This is a genomic window from Pseudomonas sp. lyk4-TYG-107 (genome assembly GCF_030209055.1).
Lineage (GTDB): Bacteria > Pseudomonadota > Gammaproteobacteria > Pseudomonadales > Pseudomonadaceae > Aquipseudomonas > Aquipseudomonas putida_A.
Map to the genome: position 1 here is coordinate 175,011 of NZ_JARVST010000002.1, position 19,584 is coordinate 194,594.

Annotated in this window: 18 protein-coding genes; 6 read left to right on the forward strand and 12 right to left on the reverse strand. The window is 59.8% G+C overall.

Annotation, left to right across the window (positions count from 1 at the left end):
- Positions 1-22 precede the first annotated feature (22 nt).
- The 3 genes from QRN61_RS02535 to QRN61_RS02545 form a co-directional block, all read right to left on the reverse strand.
- The gene (locus QRN61_RS02535) at positions 23-703 is read right to left on the reverse strand and encodes an RES family NAD+ phosphorylase (protein ID WP_285373140.1); all 681 of its coding nucleotides are present in this window, start codon (positions 701-703) and stop codon (positions 23-25) included.
- A complete protein-coding gene (locus QRN61_RS02540; RefSeq protein WP_285373141.1) occupies positions 700-1,110 on the reverse strand; it encodes an MbcA/ParS/Xre antitoxin family protein in 411 nt (136 codons plus the stop codon). Before QRN61_RS02540 ends, QRN61_RS02535 begins: the two co-directional genes overlap by 4 nt.
- 308 nt (positions 1,111-1,418) lie before the next feature.
- Positions 1,419-1,928, reverse strand: a complete 510-nt coding sequence (locus tag QRN61_RS02545; RefSeq protein WP_159988108.1) for a PBECR2 nuclease fold domain-containing protein — start codon at positions 1,926-1,928, stop codon at positions 1,419-1,421.
- A 442-nt stretch (positions 1,929-2,370) separates the two neighbouring features.
- Between QRN61_RS02545 and QRN61_RS02550 the strand changes: the two genes are divergently transcribed.
- The gene (locus tag QRN61_RS02550; RefSeq protein WP_285373143.1) at positions 2,371-3,297 is read left to right on the forward strand and encodes a LysR family transcriptional regulator; all 927 of its coding nucleotides are present in this window, start codon (positions 2,371-2,373) and stop codon (positions 3,295-3,297) included.
- Here the strand turns inward: QRN61_RS02550 and QRN61_RS02555 are convergent.
- The 6 genes from QRN61_RS02555 to QRN61_RS02580 all read right to left on the reverse strand — a co-directional run bounded on the left by QRN61_RS02555 (position 3,214) and on the right by QRN61_RS02580 (position 7,909).
- Positions 3,214-3,531: an AzlD domain-containing protein gene (locus QRN61_RS02555; protein WP_007952614.1), complete on the reverse strand. Its 318-nt coding sequence runs from the start codon at positions 3,529-3,531 to the stop codon at positions 3,214-3,216. The two genes, QRN61_RS02550 and QRN61_RS02555, sit on opposite strands and share 84 nt — an antisense overlap.
- A complete protein-coding gene (locus QRN61_RS02560; protein ID WP_003220701.1) occupies positions 3,510-4,226 on the reverse strand; it encodes an AzlC family ABC transporter permease in 717 nt (238 codons plus the stop codon). The genes QRN61_RS02555 and QRN61_RS02560 overlap by 22 nt, the downstream gene beginning before the upstream one ends.
- Positions 4,223-4,600, reverse strand: a complete 378-nt coding sequence (locus QRN61_RS02565) for a GNAT family N-acetyltransferase (protein ID WP_003220700.1) — start codon at positions 4,598-4,600, stop codon at positions 4,223-4,225. The genes QRN61_RS02560 and QRN61_RS02565 overlap by 4 nt, the downstream gene beginning before the upstream one ends.
- A gap of 79 nt (positions 4,601-4,679) precedes the next feature.
- Positions 4,680-5,426, reverse strand: coding sequence for a 2OG-Fe dioxygenase family protein (locus QRN61_RS02570; protein WP_064585516.1), 747 nt, complete (start codon positions 5,424-5,426; stop codon positions 4,680-4,682).
- Between the two features lie 231 nt (positions 5,427-5,657).
- Positions 5,658-6,944, reverse strand: a complete 1,287-nt coding sequence (locus tag QRN61_RS02575) for an OprD family porin (RefSeq protein WP_027611233.1) — start codon at positions 6,942-6,944, stop codon at positions 5,658-5,660.
- 296 nt (positions 6,945-7,240) lie between these two features.
- The gene (locus QRN61_RS02580; RefSeq protein WP_285373144.1) at positions 7,241-7,909 is read right to left on the reverse strand and encodes a DsbA family protein; all 669 of its coding nucleotides are present in this window, start codon (positions 7,907-7,909) and stop codon (positions 7,241-7,243) included.
- Positions 7,910-8,165: 256 nt separating this feature from the next.
- On the opposite strand from QRN61_RS02580, the gene QRN61_RS02585 reads away from it, so the two are divergent.
- Positions 8,166-10,259 (forward strand): TonB-dependent receptor, encoded by a 2,094-nt coding sequence (locus QRN61_RS02585; protein WP_285373145.1) that lies wholly within the window; start codon positions 8,166-8,168, stop codon positions 10,257-10,259.
- Positions 10,260-10,446: 187 nt separating this feature from the next.
- Here the strand turns inward: QRN61_RS02585 and QRN61_RS02590 are convergent, their stop codons facing one another.
- From QRN61_RS02590 to QRN61_RS02600, 3 genes are all read right to left on the reverse strand, one after another.
- Entirely contained in the window at positions 10,447-10,659 is a 213-nt protein-coding gene (locus QRN61_RS02590) for a hypothetical protein (protein ID WP_007961849.1), read from the reverse strand.
- A 246-nt stretch (positions 10,660-10,905) separates the two neighbouring features.
- On the reverse strand, positions 10,906-12,012 hold the full coding sequence (gene aguA, locus QRN61_RS02595; RefSeq protein ID WP_096796710.1) for an agmatine deiminase: 1,107 nt from the start codon (positions 12,010-12,012) through the stop codon (positions 10,906-10,908).
- 248 nt (positions 12,013-12,260) lie between these two features.
- Positions 12,261-15,173, reverse strand: a complete 2,913-nt coding sequence (locus tag QRN61_RS02600; protein WP_096796711.1) for an aminotransferase — start codon at positions 15,171-15,173, stop codon at positions 12,261-12,263.
- Positions 15,174-15,319: 146 nt separating this feature from the next.
- On the opposite strand from QRN61_RS02600, the gene rfbC reads away from it, so the two are divergent.
- The 4 genes from rfbC to QRN61_RS02620 are packed head-to-tail and all read left to right on the forward strand — an operon-like array spanning position 15,320 to position 19,550.
- Complete coding sequence (gene rfbC, locus QRN61_RS02605) at positions 15,320-15,865, forward strand: dTDP-4-dehydrorhamnose 3,5-epimerase (RefSeq protein ID WP_025110961.1); 546 nt, start codon at positions 15,320-15,322, stop codon at positions 15,863-15,865.
- 42 nt (positions 15,866-15,907) lie between these two features.
- The gene (locus QRN61_RS02610; protein ID WP_285373146.1) at positions 15,908-17,716 is read left to right on the forward strand and encodes a sensor histidine kinase; all 1,809 of its coding nucleotides are present in this window, start codon (positions 15,908-15,910) and stop codon (positions 17,714-17,716) included.
- Complete coding sequence (locus tag QRN61_RS02615) at positions 17,713-19,098, forward strand: sigma-54-dependent transcriptional regulator (protein WP_097086920.1); 1,386 nt, start codon at positions 17,713-17,715, stop codon at positions 19,096-19,098. The genes QRN61_RS02610 and QRN61_RS02615 overlap by 4 nt, the downstream gene beginning before the upstream one ends.
- On the forward strand, positions 19,095-19,550 hold the full coding sequence (locus tag QRN61_RS02620) for a YiiD C-terminal domain-containing protein (RefSeq protein ID WP_285373147.1): 456 nt from the start codon (positions 19,095-19,097) through the stop codon (positions 19,548-19,550). Before QRN61_RS02615 ends, QRN61_RS02620 begins: the two co-directional genes overlap by 4 nt.
- The last annotated feature ends 34 nt before the right edge of the window (positions 19,551-19,584 follow it).

Sequence of the window (19,584 nt, forward strand, 5' to 3'; positions counted from 1 at the left end):
GGCTGTCGAATAAGATCGCGCTTCAAACCTGACTGATCTCAAACACAAACGAAATCCTGCGTTGACTCGCACTCCACACATAACGCAGATGTTTGCCCTGCTTCGGAATCGACACCGCTGGCGGCCGGAAAGCGGCGACACATTCGTGGCCCGGCAGGCGAACGCTGTTGTAGAGCATCCCCCACGATTCAGACTCGCGCAGTTGTCGGGCAAATGCCTGGGATGGGCCGTAGGCTTCCGGATCGGGTTGATGCAAATGTGCAAAACCATCACGAACATCGTGCAGCGGCTTAACCACACGATTGACGTAAGTACGCATGGTCAACTCAAGGTCCGCTTCGTTGGTGGCCGCGAGGAAACGCTCCTGGTGATAGCAGGTTTCGGCGATGGCCGCGGCCTGGCTGCTGGCGGCGTAGTAGACGCCGAAGGTGCCATCGGTGAAGCGGCTGCTTTTGCCGATGTGGGTAAACGCCGCCATCACCGGAGTTGAACCGGGGCCGGAGAGCCGGTCTTCGGGACGCACGCGGGCGAGGACGCCGGACTGCTCGATCAGGCGATCGTTGGTCAGTGCTTCCAGCGCGTAGGCGATTTCCAGGTCTTCGGGGTCGAGCACGTCTTCGAACAACGCAATCGGCGGGAAGCTGCTGTTGACGATCCGGTAGGCCTTCGGCCATTGCGGCTCAGCCAGCGGCGGGGCCTTCAACCGCGTACCCCATCGAGGTAGCGGCGCACGTCGGCGATATCGACCACCCTCCCCGCCAGCATGTAATCCAGCGCGGTCCGGCCATTGAATGGCGCCGCCGTGTTCGGGCTGCTGACCCACGTATAGGCGCGCTCGCTGCTGTTGCTGAAGATGATGCTCAAGGCCTTGTGAATGCCCATCAGATACGAGATGCGCTCCAGCGTGTCGTGCGGCAGGCGAATGTTTGGCGGCAGGTGCTTGTATTTGTAAAACGTGGTGTTGCCCACGCCGCCCAACAACGTGCGCTGCTGCTCGGCACTGCAGCCCCAGCGCTCCATGAGATTGAAGAAAAACTTCAGCGCGACGCGCCCGGCTTCGGGGACGTCGAGTTGTTCACGCGGGGTGAGGGCTGGGGATGAGGTAGGCATGATTGTCCTTCTTCGCAGGTCCGCAAGCTGAGCGTAGTACAGATATGAATATTTTCAATAGAGTTATTCGTATACGAATGAAAATCCTCAAAACCCAGGTTGACATCTCAATGCTCGGTGGCAGAGAATCCGGCTCAAGAGCGCGAAACCGACTGCCTTCAGGTGGCAATAGTCGGCGTTAGGAACCCCGTTGATGACCTGAAAATCAGCGCTCGGGTGAGACCTCTTCTCCCCTGCTTGAGGGAGCACAATATCAAGCAACATTCATGTGAAGGGCAGCCTGAGAAGGCTGCCCTTTTTCGTTTGAACTACCGGTAACGTCGATACAACAGCTCACCATGCCGATGCTTGTTCAGGCCTTTCTTGTCACAGTTCATGAAATTCCAGAGTACGTTGCCGCGCTCAACATGAACCACCACCAGCATCTGGTATCTCGCGTTGTAAGCACCGATGAAAGAGAGTCGAAACGAGGCGTCATCGTAGGAAACCCGCCATATCTCTAACGGCCTCGTCAGGGTATCTCGCGCAAATTCGGTGAACCGCTCACGGGCATTCGGGCGCTTTTCCACCGTATGAAGCAAATGCTCGCGCTTCACCAAAATCGGCACATATGGCGTTTCGATCAGAACAGCATCAAGACCATGATCAAGTCCGAAGACTCTGGCAACCTGCTCCCACGCTGCATTAAGACTCAGTTCACCTGGCAGCTCTCTAACCGCAGAAATCAGAAGGCCGGGGTCAATATCGCGAATATCCGGTAAGCCCAGATCTTTCCAGTTTTTTTGATCGGGTAACGCCCTGCTGCCCTGCAAACTCATGGCATCGACTCGCTAGCTTCGCGGATGCCGGCATTGCCTGGAAATCCATGGCCTCGGACCAAAAGTCCCGAAAATAACTACCTGATATTTCAGCCACTTGTGCATGGGCGGTAAATAAGCCCGTTCGCTCTTTTCTATAGGAGGCTTCCGACAACGGTGCAAAACAGTGGCGTTTCGGTGTGGGAAACATTCAAAAAAGCTGTAGTCCCGAGACGTAAAAAAATGCCCGACTCGTCCGAATCGGGCACTTTTCTTGACCCCAATCACCCCCACGTCATCAAAAATCCCGATCCTGTGTCAGCTTCCAGCCATCGGCGGGGACATCAATTCGCTACTAAACCCGCGACAACTATGCTCAGGTGCTGGAATATAGCCGGCATATGACGCCGGATCGGCAGTCTCGTAAACAACAATACCCAGCCCACTTCAGAGGGCATTACCCATGGATAGCAGAACCTTACGCAACCTCATGCGCATCGTGCAGACCGGCTCGTTGTCGGCCGCAGCCGAGCATTCGTGCCTGACTGTGCAGGCCCTGGCCGCGCAGTTGAACAAGGTCGAAGAGCAGTTCGGTTTCCGCTTGTTTCGACGTTCCAACAAAGGGCTGACGCTGACGCCGCAAGGCACTGAGCTGACGCCCTACATGGACAAAGTGCTGATTGCCACGCGACAGATGGAAGAAAAGGTCGAGGCGCTCAAGGTGCCCGGCCAGCGCACATTGAAGGTTGCGTTGAACAACACGTTGTCGCCTGACTTCAACCGGCGAATGATCGGACGCCTGATCGAGGTGTTTCCCGATTACCAGATGGAATTCAGCTATGCCGAGTCGATGGAGAACCTCAGCAAGCTGAAGAATGAAGACTTTGATCTTGCGGTGTTGATCGGCCCGCAGCGGCCGGGTTTGCCGAGTATCGTCCTGCCGGATGTGCAGGTGCAGGTGGTCGGTGCGCATTGCGGGCAGGAAAACGATCCACTGACGTTACTGGGCAACAAGTTTCAGGTGCGTCCTGCGGAAGATTGTCCGTATTCCCACAGTTTCCTGCGTTTTCTCGACGCCGGACTGGGCAATCACGAGAACGGTCAACGCATGGTTTATTCCTGCAGCGAGACCCTGACGCTGTCGTTGATCACGCAGATGGACGCAGTGGGCATGGTGTCTCGTGAGGCCGCGCAAAAGAACGGCCTGACGATTTTTCCCGGTTTTGAGGATTTCCTCGAAGTGCGTCTGGCGGTGAACAACCCGAATCTTTCAGGCCAGGCCCTGAACGATGTGGTCGATCTGCCGCTACATGAAAGAGCCGAGCGCAATGTACGCAGCCGTCCCAACCGCCACACTGAGAAAGAGGTTTTTGCTGAAATACGCACATAACAACGTCGGAATGGCTGCATAAAATTCCGGGCGATCGAGCTGTATGTGCTGATCCTTGATCAACAAGGGTGTCAGGCTGATCGCAGCGACGATCGCCACCGGCAGGTATTCCAGCGCCCGCGCAACGAATGGCGGCCAGTGCTCGGTGTTGACCTGCAGCGGCAACGCGCGTGGCAGGAAGGTCACGGCCATCATCAGCGCGACCACCAGAATCAGGAACGTTTGGTCAGGCATACACCCACTCCGCAGCCCACAAACGTGGCGATGAAAACGTTGAACGGCGAAGTGCCGACCAGGCTCAGCGCGCCCATGCAGGCGACGGCAGCCGCGGCGGCGATGAGTTTGTTGCGGGTGTTGCACAGCGACACCAGCACGTAGAGCATCATCGCGGTCAGTGCGTAGTCGAGCTGATATTTGATCAGGTGCGATGCATATTGCGCGCAGACAGCGCCCAACAATCCACCCAGCACCCAAGAGGTGTGGCAGAACAGGTTGAAGCCGATCAGGTAACGGATGTTGACCGGCGCGCCGGTGCCCAGTTTGACGCTGTGGAACGCGAAGGACTCGTCGGTCAGACCACCGGCGTAAGCCCAGCGCTCCATGCGGCTGAGCCCCAATGCGCGCAAGGCCTTGGCCATGTACACCGACATCAGCATGTGCCGCGCATTGATCAGGAAGGTGGTCAGCACGATGGTGGTCAGCGAAGCGCCGCTGGAGATCAGCGCCAGTGCGGCGAATTGCGAAGCGCCGGCGTAGACGAACAAGCACATCGCCACCGGCAGCCACATCGGCAGCCCGGCGTTGACCGCCATCAGCCCGAACACGAACGACACCGTGAAGTAACCGGCCACCACCGGGCTGGCTTCGGCAAACGTGCGCGATGGCTGATGAGCAGCCATCAGCGGCGCACTGCCGGACGTTTCATTCATAGATCCCTCTCAAATGTCCGCTCGCCGTGGGGTTCGCAAAAACCCTGGGCAGTCCAGAATCGCTTGCCCGCGAGGTTAGCATCGTCGACGAACAGAAACATCCGTAATACACCGACCCGCTTCATGTCGGACGACGCCGCTTCCACCAGCCGCTGACCGACGCCCTGGCTGCGATAGCGCGGGCTGACCGCCAGGTGGTTGATGGTGCCGCGACTACCAAGCATGCCGCCGAGCACCGCACCGACGATTTCGCCTTCGACGTCGAAGGCCAGATAGGCCGTGGTGGTCTTCTGGATCAATACACCGCGCAGGCATTTGGCGTCCTGCCATTCGCAGAACGACACTTCGTCGAACTGCCGGAAGAAGCGCTCCATGCGCTGCGCGTCCTTGGCGGTGGCGCGTCGCAGCACCACCGGCGTCGAGCACTCGACGCCATCGATTGGGGTGATCTGATTAGCGAACAATGTCGAAAGCGGTCCCGGGCCGCGAGAAGGAAATCGCCAGAATCTGCCGGTACGCCATGGCATGCGTGTGGGTGTTGCGCGCCGGAGTCACGTAATGGCGCATGTCGCGATCAAGGAAGTACGTGGTGTCGAGGATTTCCTGGTAGGTGGTCGACGCCAGTTGATGCTCGTGCACATCGTACAAACGGCTTTCCGCGCCCTCGACATTGTTGCGCCCCCAAAAGTGCACACCGCTGAACGGATAGCCGTCGCAGTGAATCCCTTCCGGGGTTATTTCCAGTTGCTTGCCGGGTTTGATCTCGATGCGGATCTGATGAATCTGGCACTGCCAAATCTCATCGTGCAATTCTTCCGGCAACACGCTTTTGTACACTTCAAAATCGGTGTCGATCAGGCTGCGCATTACCGGCGAAGTGATCACTTCATCAGAGAAGTCCTGAAAGTGCCGCACAACACCGCCCACGTAGGCGTTGTTCTCTTTCGACTGCACGTACGCGCGATGCTCGAGTTGCTTCAATTCACGTGTTTTCGGGTTGTACTCAAAGTCGCTGTAACGACGGTAACGCATGCCGGCTTCGGCCTGACCGTAGTAACTGTCTGGCTCCATGTTTTCCCAACTTTTGGTCAGTCTGACGAAGTCGGCAAAATGACCGTAGAGATTGAAGTCACCACCCTGGACGTTGACATATTTGTCGCGCCGTAGCGATTCGCCCACTTCTCTGTTCAAAACGATCATTACCAAATTCTCCGCTGCGTTGAGCGGCCTAATCTATTAGGTGGAGAATTTGCGTCCATGAGAAAGAATTTCAGGCATTTAAAGCCCTGCTTGAAACGGTACTTGAAGACGCTTCAAAACAACTTTTACGTGACAAAAAAACGGGTTTTTTACGGTTTTTGCGAAAAAGACGTCGAAAAAAAACCCCGAGCCAGTCGGGGTTTTCTCATGTTTCTTACACCGGATCGTTCATCAGAAGATGTTGATCGGGTAGTCCACGAACACACGCACTTCGTTGCCGCTGCTGTTGTAGTCGGCGGATTTCTGCGACACGCGCAGAATCGAGCTGCGCAGTTTCACGCTAAGGTCTTTCGCCGGACCGCTTTGCACGACGTATTTGACCTGGTTGAAGATCTCACGCTCGGTGCCGCCACTGCTGGTGTCGGTGGTGATGTTGTCGCCACGCACGTAAGCAAAGTTGTAGCTCAGGCCAGGTACGCCAAAGGCACCAAAGTCCAGGCCGTAGCCCAGTTGCCAGCTGCGCTCGTCTTCAGCGTTGAAGTCCGACCAGTACGAGTTGGCCAGGTAAATGGTGTTGCCACCGTCGCCCTGACGACGACCATCGTTCTGATAACCGCCGTACGGATAACCCAGGTTGCTGTCACCGGTACTGCGCTGGTGCGCCACGGTGAACGAGTGCGGGCCGGTGGCGAATGTGGCCGCCAGGCTCCAGATCTTGTTGTCCTGGCCGCCGGTGTTCTTGATGTCGGCATAAGACTTGTCGAGCTTGGTGCGATAGCCGTTGAAGTCCAGGGTCAGGGACTGATCCTTGTCGATCGGGAACACGTAGTTGGCGTTCACGTACTGCTTCTTCATGACGTCTTCAACGTCGGAAGCGTACAACGCCGCCTTGAACTGTTCGGTGAACTGGTAGCTACCGCCCAACACGTTGATCGACTTCAGACCACCGCTGTCACGGCCTTCAGCGCTTTTACGCGATTCGGCGGTGAAACGACCGGCGTCCAGTTGCAGGCCTTTGATCTCTTTGGAGGTGATCAAGGTACCGGTGTAGCTTTCCGGCAGCAGACGCGAGTTGTCGTAGTTCAGCACCGGCAGGGCCGGCATCTGGTCGCCGTACGTCAGCACGGTGTTGGACACGCGGAATTTGACCGCAGCGCCACCCTTGGACAGGTCGTCAGCCGCGTTGCCGCTGTCACCCTGTTTGAAGAAGTCGATACCACCGGCGCCGCTGCGGCCCTTGCCGCCATCCAGACGCAGTGCATACAGACCGAAAGCATCCACACCCACACCCACGGTGCCTTGGGTGAAACCGGACGAAAACGTACCGATGGCCGCTTGGCCCCACTCGGCTTTGTCCGGGTTGCCGTCTTTGTAATCACGATTGATGTAGGCATTGCGCAGCAGCACTTTGAGGCTGCTGTCTTCTACAAAACCCTTGGACTCGGCTTGGCCGTCAGCCATTGCCGAAGTGGCACTCAACATCCCCAGTGCGATCAGACTGATTCGCTTGTTCAACATTTTGTTTTCCTTATTACGGGTTGAAACGCGCTGTGTCGAACGGCTGAAACGGCGCTATTGCACTCTTTTTTCACCCCGAAACAAAAAGACCCGCCCACGGCAAAACCGTGTCGGGCCCTTTTATTATTTTTGAGTCATGGCGGTTGGCCACAGGCGTTGGGCCGAATCGTAGCCGCGCCCTCAATAATGTGTCAATTTCAAGAATCGTCTTTAAATAGGTAAAAATCGTCTAAGAATCGTAAATTTTGCGATAGCGCATTGCTCGGAAATACGCTCAGCCAGTGAATCCAGTTCGATTACGCACAGCCGTCGATACCGCATTGCGCGGCGGATTGCCCCGGCTCAACCGCGACCACCGCTTGCCCCAACCAGTCGGCGAAAGCCTGAGGATTGCCAAGCCATGGGCTGATGTCGATCAAGGTGAACTGCCCGTCATGCTCCAGCGCCAATGTCGGAAAACCTTGGCCACCCAGTTGCGCCAAGAGTGCGCGGCTGGCCTTTACATGCGCTGTCGTATCAGCGGACTTAAACGCAGCCGCAAAGGTGTCCTCGGTGTAGCCCAACTCCCGGGCGAGTTCGAAAAGTACGGATTCATCGGCAATCCGCCGTCCTTCCACGTAATGCGCCGTCTGCAAACGTCCGAGCATCTGCAAACCGCGACCGTCGATGGACTCTGCCGCCATCACCGCCGCAATCGGCGGCGTCGAATCGAAGACCGCCGAGTGATCACGCAGCAGACCTTCGAAATACGCTTCGCCAAAGGGTTGTCCGGTGTATTCGGCAATGCGCCGGTCGTGGGGCATGACGTAATCACGCAGTTGCGGCGAAACGCGCTGGCGATTCACGCCGCTCATCATTCCGCCCGCATGGGCAACGACCGGCAACACTTGCTGCGCCGCTTGCACCAGCGGTTTGGCACCGTAGCACCAGCCGCACAATGGATCGTAAATGTAGTGAAGGATCATGGGAGAACTCCGGCAACAAAGTAGAAATATTCGATGCCGGCAGACTATTCCTACGCGTGTTGGGGAAAAATGCCGGAATGGCTCTCAGACTGTTTCGAGAATCGGTCGAATGGATCGACCGGTCAGGATGTGTCGAAATCGACATAAATTGAAACAATCTGACAGGGGAACTTCTCAGGAATAAATTACGGAAGCAAATGCAAAGCATTACCATTCGCGCGTTTGAATTTCCTTACCCTTTCGGATGCGCTTTTCCATGCCTGCCCCGTTCCGCCTCACGCCTGTCACCCTTGGATTGTCTGCCTTTCTGTCCAGCGGTTTTGCTTACTCCGCCACCGAACTGCCCGCCACCGCGATCAGCGCCGAAGCACAAGCCGAGGACCCGCGCGTCAAGATCAGCAACACCGCGACTCGCACCTCCACCCCGGTGCGTTACGTGCCGCAGGCCATCGACTCGATCAAGACCACGAACGTCGCCGACTACGGCACCAATGACATCGGTGACGCCCTGAGCGGGATTCCCAACGTCAGCAGCAGCGCCGACACGCGCTTCGACAGTCTGCGTATCCGCGGCTTCGACGCCAGCAACGACTTCTATCTAGACGGCATTCGCGACGACAGCCAGTACAAGCGCGACCTGCACAACATCGAGCGGGTCGAAGTGCTCAAAGGTCCGGCGGCGGTACTTTACGGCCGTGGCAGCCAGGGCGGGATCGTCAACCGCGTGAGCAAGCTGCCCGAGTTCGGCCGTCGTTCGACCATCGAAGCCCAAGGCGGCAGCGACGACCTGCGCAGCCTGTACGCCGACCTCAGCACCGACCCCAGCGAAAACCTCAGCCTGCGCCTGAACATGGGCAACATGGATGAAAACAGCTTCCGCGACGGCGTCAGCGGCAACCGCCAGCTGTTCGCGCCGTCGATGAGCTGGCAACTGACCCCAGACTTGAACTGGCTGGTGCAATACGAATACAGCCACTACAACCGCACCCCGGATCGCGGTATTCCCGGTGTGAATGGCCGCCCGACGGACGTCAGTCGCGAGACCACTTACGGCAACGATCACGATTTCATCGACGACAAGGCGCAGTCCCTGCGCTCGAAACTCACCTACGAGATCAACGACAACTGGCAGCTGCGCCAGACCCTCGGCGTGTTCAAGCTCGACAGCGATTTCGACAACACCTACCTGACCAGCTTCGATCCGAAAACCAACAAGGTCGCGCGCCAGCACTGGCAGCAGGATCTGACCACCCGCAACGTCTACAACAACCTCGAACTGGAAGGTGGTTTCGATACCTTTGGCCTGGAGCATCGCCTGCTGACTGGCGTCGAGATCGGCAGCCAGCGCCGCGATCCGAAGTTGTACAACGCCGCGACCGGCCGAACCCCTGGCGCGCAGCCGGTGCCGTCACTTGACCTGTTCAACCCCAACCGCGAGCTCCGTCACACCGGCAGCATGCAGGTGTTCAGCGACAGTCACACCGAAGTCGAGAGCCGCGCGGTGTACGTGCAAGACCAGTTGCGCCTGAACGATCAATGGCAACTTCTGGCCGGCTTGCGCTACGACACGTTCGATATCGAGTCGACCAACCAGCTCAAGAACCTCACTGAGGATCGTGACAGCCACAGCACCAGCCCGCGCTTCGGGATTGTCTGGACGCCACTGCAGAATCATTCGTTCTACGCCTCGTGGTCGAAGACCTTCTCGCCCGTTGGCGGCGGCCTGATCGGCATCACCCCGGGGGCTGCCGGCAATAGCAACGACTTGAGTCCGGAGCTGACCAAACAGAAAGAAATCGGCGTGAAAAGCGACTGGCTGGATGATCGCTTGAGCACCACGCTGGCGGTCTACGACCTGGAACTCTACAACCGCCGCACCAGCGACCCGAACGATCCGACCCTGACCGTCATGACCGGTCTTCAGCGCTCACGGGGTGTGGAGCTGACCGCCACCGGCAAATTGGTCGGCAACTGGTACATGCGCGGTGGCGTCGGCGTGCAGGACACCACCATCGAGAAGGACAACAACGGCCTGGAAGGCAAACGCGTCAACAACGTGGCCAAACACAACGGCAGCCTGTTCCTGACCTGGAAACCGGAGATGGGCTGGTACGGCGAAACCGGTCTGACCCTGGTCGGCCAGCGTTATGCCGACAACGCCAACACCACCGTGCTGCCGGGTTACGGCCGCTGGGATGCGCTGGTCGGCTACCGTTTCAAGGACTGGGACTTGCGCGCGGCACTGAACAACATCACCGACCGCGAGTATTACGCCTCGGCCACTAGCCAATATCAGATCCAGCCAGGCGCACCGCGCAGCGTGGTGATGACCGGTACTTACAGCTTCTGATTTCACACAAATCCTGTGGGAGGGGGCTTGCTCCCGAAGGCGTCGAATCAGGCAACACCATCGTCACTGACTTACCGCATTCGGGAGCAAGCCCCCTCCCACAGGTTCAATGTTCGCAATGGTTTCCATCGTGCATAAAAAAGCGCCGCCATCCCGGCAGCGCTTTTACCAATCCCTGTTGTTTTTCTTATCCTTCCATCACAGCCCATAACGCTTCCAGTTCGGCCTCGCTGAACAGGCCAGCGGGGTAGCGCTCGATCATCATCCGGCGCGGATCAGGTTCCCTGATCTGACGCGTTCCATTGGACTTCAAAAAGTGCGCGACAATCTGGAGCGATTCGCCGTTGACGGCCATGGGATGCAAAGTCCGCTCGCTGACTACGTTCACTTCGGCGTTCATTTCAGCGCTCTCTCCCCGTTCGTGAGCGGCTAAGTTATCCAAGGTATATGACAGAACTGTTGAAGTTCCCCCCTCTCCCTAGTGCACTTTGTCCGATACAAGAGCTATGCCAAGGTTTCCGATTTGTCGACAGGCGGATACAAACAAGCCCGCGGTCCAACAGGGCCGCGGGGCTTGTTTGAATGTGTAGCAAGCTAATCTTTGCCTGGCCGATTTATGAATCAACTCAAGCTGTTACGTCTCAACTCACTCTTTGTGCGGGGCTGGCTGTTGTTGGGTAAGGCAGTGGATATTGCCGCCGCCCAGTAACAGTTCACGGCCCGGCACCATCACCACTTCATGTTGCGGGAACAGCTTCTGCAGGATTTCCCGCGCAGGCGCGTCCATCGGATCGTCGAAGCTCGGCGCGATGATGCCGCCGTTGACGATCAGGAAGTTCACGTAGGAACCGGCCAGGCGCACGGAAGGGTTGCGCTCCTGCGTACCGTCGACCGGATCGACACCGGCGCACTCCTCTTCGGTCGCGTACAGCGGCCCCGGAATCGGCATCTTGTGCACCGTGAACGGGCGCCCCTTGGCGTCGGTGCTGCTTTGCAGCACGTTCATCGCCGCCTGGCAGCGCGGGTAGTTCGGATCCTGCGGATCGTCGGTCCACGCCAGCAGCACTTCGCCCGGGCGCACGTAGCAGCAGAAGTTATCCACATGACCGTCGGTTTCGTCGTTGAACAGACCATCCGGCAGCCAGATGATCTTATCCACAGACAGATTGTCACGCAGCACCGCTTCGATCTCTTCGCGGCCCAGGTGCGGGTTGCGGTTGTGATTGAGCAGGCACTCTTCAGTAGTGATCAGCGTGCCTTCGCCGTCGACGTGAATCGAACCGCCTTCAAGCACAAAACCTTCGGTGCGATAACGCGGGCTGCGCTCGATTTCAAGGATCTTGCCACCGACCTGCGAATCACGGTTCCACGGCGAATACAGACCGCCTTCAAAACCACCCCATGAGTTGAAGTCCCAGTTCACACCGCGCACTTCGCCGCTGTTGTTGATGACGAACGTCGGGCCGGTATCACGTACCCAGGCATCATCGCTGGACATCTCGACCACGCGGATATTCGGCACGTCGAGACGCGCGCGGGCGTTCTCGTACTGGCCGGCCGACACGGCAACCGTCACCGGTTCAAAACGGGCGATGGCCTTGGCCACGGCAGCATGCGCAGCTTGCGCCGGCTTGCCGCCCAGGCGCCAGTTGTCCGGGCGCTCTGGCCAGATCATCCAGGTCTGGGTCTGCGGCGCCCACTCGGCCGGCATGTAGAAGCCATCGTCACGCGGGGTACTTTTCAAAGTGGTCATCGGATCAGGACTCCAGGGAACCGTCGAAGGTTTGCAAAGCGATGGCGACTTTATAACCGATAAATATCGTATTTTAAATGCTTTAAAATGACGCTCGTCTAAAAAAAACAGTTAAATACCGATACAAATCGAATTAGCACTGAACCCATGTGGGAGCGGGCTTGCTCGCGAAGGCGGCACATCCGTCGATATCAACTTTGAATGAAGAACCGTATTCGCGAGCAAGCCCGCTCCCACAAAAGCAGCGTTTACAGACCTTCTTCGAGTAGCCGATCCAGCATGTCGACAAAGAAGTCCACGCTGCGCCGCGAGGTGACCATCGGCGGTTTGATCTTGAGAATGTTCAGGTCATCCCCGGTCGGTTGCATGAAGATCCCCAGCTCGCGCAGGCGATCGCACAACAACGTGGTCTCCTCGGTGGCCGGCTCCAGCGTCTCGCGGTTGCGGATCAGCTCCACCCCCAGATAGAACCCGGAACCATGTACCGCGCCCACCAGCGGGTGTTTATTGATCAACGCCTCCAGCCGCGTCTTGAAATGCCCGCCAACCACCTGGGCGTTTTCCCAAAGCTTTTCTTCTTCCATCACATCCAGCACCGCCATACCGACCTGGCAGCTCACCGGACTGCCGCCGGCCGACGAGAAGAAATAGCCTTCAGCTTCCAGCGCCTCGGCGATTTCCCGACGCGTAATAACGGCGCCGAGCGGCTGGCCGTTGCCCATGCCCTTGGCCATGGTGATGATGTCCGGCACCACGCCCTGCTCTTCGAAGCCCCAGAAAAAGTGACCCATGCGCCCGTAACCGACCTGGACTTCGTCGGCGATGCACACCCCGCCCTGGGCCCGCACCAATGCGTAAACCTGCTTCAGATAACCGGGCGGCAGGGAAATCCCGCCGGCGTTGCCGTACACCGGTTCACAGATGAAACCGGCCAATTGGCGATCCTGCGCGGCGATATGCGTCAGTTGCGCTTCGACGCTGCGCACATAGTCCGGCGCCGAATCGAGGCCGCGAAACTCGCCACGGTAGGTATTCGGCGCGGTCACCGGGTGCACCCAGTCCGGGCGGCTTTCCAGCGCGCGCGGGTTGTCGGCAACCGAGGTCGACACCGCATCGGCCCCGACCGTCCAGCCGTGATAAGCCTCCAGCACGCTGAGCATGTCGCGCCCGCCGCTGTAGGCCCACGCCAGACGGATCGCCAGGTCGTTGGCCTCGCTGCCACTGTTGACCAGAAACACCCGATCCATGCCTTCCGGCGCCAGCTTCAGCAAGCGTTCGGAGAACTGCGCCACGGCTGCATAGTTGAAGCGCGAGTTGGTGTTGAGCAGCGACCACTGTCGCGCCGCCACTTGGGCCATGCGCGGATGACCATGGCCGAGCACTGCAACGTTGTTGAGCATGTCGAGATAGGAACGGCCCTGCATGTCGATCAGGTGATTGCGCCAGCCACGCTCGATGCGCGGCGGGTCGACGTAATAATGTTTTTGCGTGCGGGCGAAACTGGCGTCGCGCCGTTCGAGCAAGGTTTTGGCGTCCAGCTCCGGCTCGGCATCGCAGGACAGCCCCAGCAGTGCTGCCGGCGACGGGCACAACGCCTGCCACGCCGCAGCGCGCGAAGGGCTGCAGAACAACGGCGCATCCAGCGATGCAACGCGGCTCACCTGCACAATCAACGGGCCTCTGACCGCACCCAGCACCTGACCTTTGACCAGCGCCGCGCCGCTGTGCAGCGAGGCGTTCACGCCCCTCAGCCGCACGCTGAGCTGCGGTCCGTCGAGTTGCAACACACCATCCGCCGCGTGATGCAGCACACCGGCAAACGGCGCTTCCACCGCCGAACCCTGCGGCACGTGCAACTCAACGTGCAGCGGGAACGTCTCCGGTTCGACCGCGCTGTCCACTCGCGTCTGCGACAAGCGGTATTGCCCGTAACGACTGGCAGCCAGGCCATGCGCGGCCGCGGCTTCAGTGAGCAGTCGTTGATCGATACCCTCCTGCTCCCAGTTGCCCGCCTCGAAATGCGGACTCAGGACGCCAAGGTCGATCAGCGCAAATTCGCGCCCGACCAACTCCGGCAGCAGCGGTGCGAAGCCTTCACTGCCGATGGCTGGAAGAGACTGGCCGACAGACGTGAGGATCGCCGCTTCCATCAGCGCCAAGGGTACAGAAGTGGCCACGTGGAAAATTTCCCATTCGTGGCCAAGATTGTCACGGCTGTAGATATTACCCGGATCGATGCTGACCTGTTGCTCGCCACTGAGCACCAGCACCGCCGCCCGCGCCACGATCAACGGCCACAACGCCAGCAACTCTTCATGTAGCAGTGGATTGACCGCGTGATAGGCCTGCACCGCCGGCAGAATCACAAACGGATCACCGCCGGCATGGTGCAGCAGCGCCGCGCACGTCACCGACAGATCAGTGACACGCCAGGTGCGCACCAGATCACCGAAGTCGATCACGCCCTGCAATTGCCAATGACGCTTGGCATCGCGTTGCCAGACGGCGTTATCGTCGGTGATGTCCATGTGGATCGCCTGCACCGGCAGCTTGTCCTGCAACGGCTGCAAGCGACGTTCGGCCTGTTCGGCGGCTTGCGCGATCAAGGCGCGCTGGCGCTCATCCTGAATCACCGGCAGCAGATGGCTGATCAGCGCACTGGCGTGGCGGGCGTCCCATTGCAGCGTGCGCTGCAGGCCCGGGTGATCGAAGCCGGCCAGGGCCAGGTCCATCTCGCCACACAACCGACCGAATCCGGCCACCACGTCATGGCCCAAATGCTCAAGATGGGTCAGCGGCTGACCTTCGATGTAGTCCAGCAACCGCACGTGCACCGGCTCGCCGTCGGTTTCCAGCGACAGCAGATCCTCACCATTACTGGCCGGGATCACTCTGGGCACGTGCACCGACGAGTGCTCGGCAAGGTACTTGAGGCCTGCATGCTGAGCCTGCAACTCAACAAGTGCATAATCGCCGCGGCAGATTTTCAGGACAAAGCGCCCACGCTCACTGTCGACCCGATAATTCAGGTCCTGCTGACTGCCCAGCGCCTGTAGCGTGCCGCTGAGCCCGTAATGCTCGGCCAACCACTGCCGTGCCTGCGCTTCAGAAACCTGCGGGCTGGGCAAACTGGCGCGATGAATCAACGTGGCGAGCGGCATGGGACGACCCCTGAGATTTTATTAGGTGCCTATATCGCCATTGCTGCAGTGGATGCGCAACCCCCGACCGGAGATATTCAAGCGCTCGCATCCGCCGGCACTTTGCGCAAGAATGTCGGCCATTCACCCCTATCTGGAAAAACCTCATGAATGTAATCACCACCGATCTGCCCGGTGTTCTGATCATCGAACCCAAGGTATTTGGTGACGAGCGCGGCTTCTTCTACGAGAGTTTCAACGCCAAGGCGTTCCAGGATGCGACGGGGCTCGACACCCAGTTCGTTCAGGACAACCATTCGCGCTCGCAGAAAGGCGTGCTGCGCGGCCTGCATTACCAGCTGCAAAATACCCAGGGCAAACTGGTTCGGGTGACCGCCGGCGAAGTGCTCGATGTAGCCGTGGACATCCGTCGCAGCTCGCCGCACTTCGGCAAGTGGGTTGCTGTACGCCTGTCGGCCGAGAACCACCGTCAACTGTGGGTTCCGGAAGGCTTTGCCCATGGTTTCGTGGTGCTGAGCGAGTTCGCCGAATTCCTCTACAAGACCACCAACTACTACGATCCATCGTCCGAACGCAGCATTCGCTGGGACGACCCTGCCTTGGGCATCGACTGGCAACTGGACGAAGCGCCGAAGCTGTCGGCCAAGGATCAAGCCGGTGCGCTGCTCAAGGACGCTGACGTCTTCGCCTGAGCCTAGGCATAATGCGCCTGTTCACTCAGGCGCATCCGGCTCATGAAACCATCTCTACCCCGCAGACCCCGCTGGCGCAGCCTCGCCCTGCTGGCGCTGTGCCTGGCACCGCTGCTGTGGCCGCTGGAGCATCTGGCCGAGCGCTATTACCGCAGTGAACTGGCCGGGCAAAACCGCCAGACCCTCGATCTTTACGTCGCCAACCTGCTGGGCACCCTCCACCGCTACGAAGTATTGCCGCAAATCCTCGGCGATTTGCCGGCCCTGCGCGCCGTGCTCGGGGCACCGGACGACGGCGTCACCCAAGGCAACGCCAACCGCCTGCTGAAAAACATCGCCGCACAGACCGGCGCCGAAGTCATGTACCTGATGGACACCAGCGGCCAGACTCTCGCGGCGTCAAACTGGGACAAACATGACAGTTTCGTCGGGCGCAATTTCGCTTTCCGTCCGTATTTCAGCGAAGCCATGGCCGGGCGTCTGGGCCGTTTCTTCGGCCTCGGCACTACTTCGGCCAAACGCGGTTATTTCTTCGCCGCGGCGGTGCGCAACGGCGAAAAAATCATCGGCGTGCTGGTGATCAAAGTCGATCTCGACCACACCGAAAGCCTGTGGGGCAAAACCCCGGAACAACTGTTGGTGACCGACCACAACGGCGTGGTGATTCTCACCTCGCGGCCGGAGTGGCGCTTTCGCTCGACCCGTATCTTGACCGACACCGAGCGCTCGGCGATCACCGCCATCCTGCCCTATCCGACCCGCGAGCCGCGCCCGCTGAACCTCAGCGACAGCGCCTGGCTGACCCAAACCGTCGATATCGCCGAAACCGGCTGGAGCGTCAGTATTCTTGCCCCGCGCACGCTGATCGACCGCCCGGTGCGCACCGTGGTGGCGATCGGCGGTGCCACACTGTTGGTGGTGATGTTGTTGCTGGGGCTGATGATGCAGCGCCGTCGGCATTACCTGGAACGTATCGCCTTCGAGGCCAAGGCCCGTCGTGAACTGGAAGGTCGGGTGGCCGAGCGGACCAGCGATCTGGAAGGCCTCAACCGCCGCCTTAAGCAGGAAGTGCTGGAGCGCGAACAGGCTCAGCAGGAGCTGGTGCGTGCCCAGGACGATCTGGTCCAGGCCGGCAAACTCTCGGCACTGGGCACGATGTCGGCGAGCATCAGCCATGAACTCAACCAGCCGCTGGCGGCGATTCGCAGTTACGCGGAAAACGCCGAGGTGCTGCTCGATCATCAACGCACCGACGATGCGCGCGGCAACCTCAAACTGATCAGCGAACTGACCGGGCGCATGGCCTCGATCATTGCCCACCTGCGGGCCTTCGCCCGCCGCGACCGCCATGCCCCGGAAAGCGTGGCCCTGCAACCGGCGCTGGACGATGCGCTGGCGTTGCTGGCCAAGCGACGCCGCAGCATGGAGGTCGAACTGATCCGCGACCTGCCCGCCGCTACGCTGTGGGTCGAGGCCGGGGAAACCCGTCTGCGTCAGGTGCTCGGCAACCTGCTCGCCAACGCCCTCGATGCGCTGACCGAAAAAGGCCCGCCGCGCAAACTGTGGCTGAGTGCCGAGTCCACGGCCGAGGGCGTCAATCTGTACATTCGCGACAACGGCCCGGGCTTTTGCATGGAAGCCCTCGGCCGCGCCAGCGAGCCCTTCTACACCACCAAGACCCGCACTCAGGGCCTTGGCCTGGGGCTGGCCATCTGTGAAACCCTGATGCGCGCCTTCGGCGGTGAACTGTCGTTCGCCAACCACAAGCAAGGTGGCGCCTTGATCACCCTGCGGCTGCGCGCCGGTGCGCCCGGGGTCAGCCTGCAACCGTCCGAGGATCGAAGTGCATGACCATCGACAATCGCATTCAGGTGGTGTTGATCGACGACGATCCGCACCTGCGTCAGGCCCTCGGCCAGACCCTGGACCTGGCCGGGCTGAAAATCCTTCCGCTGTCCGAAGCCAAAGGTCTGGCCGGGCAACTGGAGCGTGACTGGCCCGGCGTGGTGGTCAGCGACATCCGCATGCCGGGCATGGACGGCCTGGAGCTATTAAGCGAATTGCACGCTCAGGATCCGGAGCTGCCGGTGCTGCTGATCACCGGCCACGGCGACGTGCCGTTGGCGGTGCAGGCGATGCGTGCCGGCGCCTATGACTTTCTGGAAAAACCGTTCGCCAGCGACGCGCTGCTCGACAGCGTGCGCCGCGCCTTGGCCCTGCGCCGGCTGGTACTGGACAACCGCAGCTTGCGTCTGGCCCTGAGCGATCGCAACGAACTGAGCGCGCGACTGGTCGGCCACTCGGCGCCGATGCTGCGCCTGCGCGAGCAGATCGGCGCGCTGGCGGCGACCAAGGCGGACGTGCTGATCCTCGGTGAAACCGGCGCTGGCAAAGAGGTCGTGGCCCGTGCGCTGCACGATTTGTCGAGCCGGCGCAACGGCCCGTTCGTGGCGATCAACGCCGGGGCACTGGCCGAATCGGTGGTCGAAAGCGAGCTGTTCGGGCATGAGCCGGGCGCGTTCACCGGCGCGCAGAAACGCCGGATCGGCAAGTTCGAATTCGCCAACGGCGGCACGCTGTTCCTCGATGAAATCGAAAGCATGAGCATGGACGTGCAAGTGAAACTGCTGCGCATGCTGCAAGAGCGCGTGGTCGAACGTCTGGGTGGCAATCAGTTGATCCCGCTGGACATCCGCGTCATCGCCGCGACCAAGGAAGACCTGCGTCAGGCTGCCGATCAAGGGCGTTTTCGCGCCGACTTGTATTACCGCCTGAACGTCGCACCGCTGCGCATTCCGCCACTGCGCGAACGCGGCGAAGATGCGCTGGTGCTGTTCCAGCATTACGCCGACGAAGCCAGCGCCCGACATGGCTTGCCACCGCATGAACTGCAGCCGGCGCAACGCGCCTTGCTGTTGCGCCACACCTGGCCGGGCAATGTGCGCGAACTGCAGAACGCTGCCGAGCGCTTCGCCCTCGGTCTGGAACTGGCGCTGGATAACAGTGGAAACGAAGGCGGCGGCACCAGCGTGGAAGTCATCAGTGGTGGCCTGAGCGAGCAAGTGGAAAACTTCGAGAAGTCGTTGATTGCCGCCGAGCTGGCGCGCTCGCACAGTTCGGTGCGCAGCCTCGCCGAAGCCCTGGGTATTCCGCGCAAGACCCTGCACGACAAACTGCGCAAGCACGGCTTGAATTTCGCCGACAGTAACGCCCATGGAGACGAAGCCGAATGAGCCGCGACAGTCACTATCTGGAATCGGTGCTGCATCACGACATTCCCCTGACCCGCGAGATGGGCCTCAAGGTCCTCGCCTGGCACGAGCAGCAGTTGAGCCTGCACCTGCCGCTGGAGCCGAACGTCAATCACAAAAGCACCATGTTCGGCGGCAGTCTCTACTGCGGCGCGGTGCTGGCGGGTTGGGGCTGGCTGCATCTGCGCCTGAAAGAAGAAGGCATCGAAGACGGGCACATCGTGATTCAGGAAGGACAGATCAGCTATCCACTGCCCGTGACCGGTGATGCCACGGCGATTTGTCCGCCACCGGAAGCGGCGGTCTGGAAGAAGTTTCTGGCGATGTATCAGCGTTATGGGCGGGCACGATTGACGCTCAACACGCGGATCGTCAACGCCGGCAGCGATGAGAATGCAGTGACGTTCAGCGGGCAATACGTTCTGCACCGCTGAACGTCAACAGCCCCTCACCCTAACCCTCTCCCGG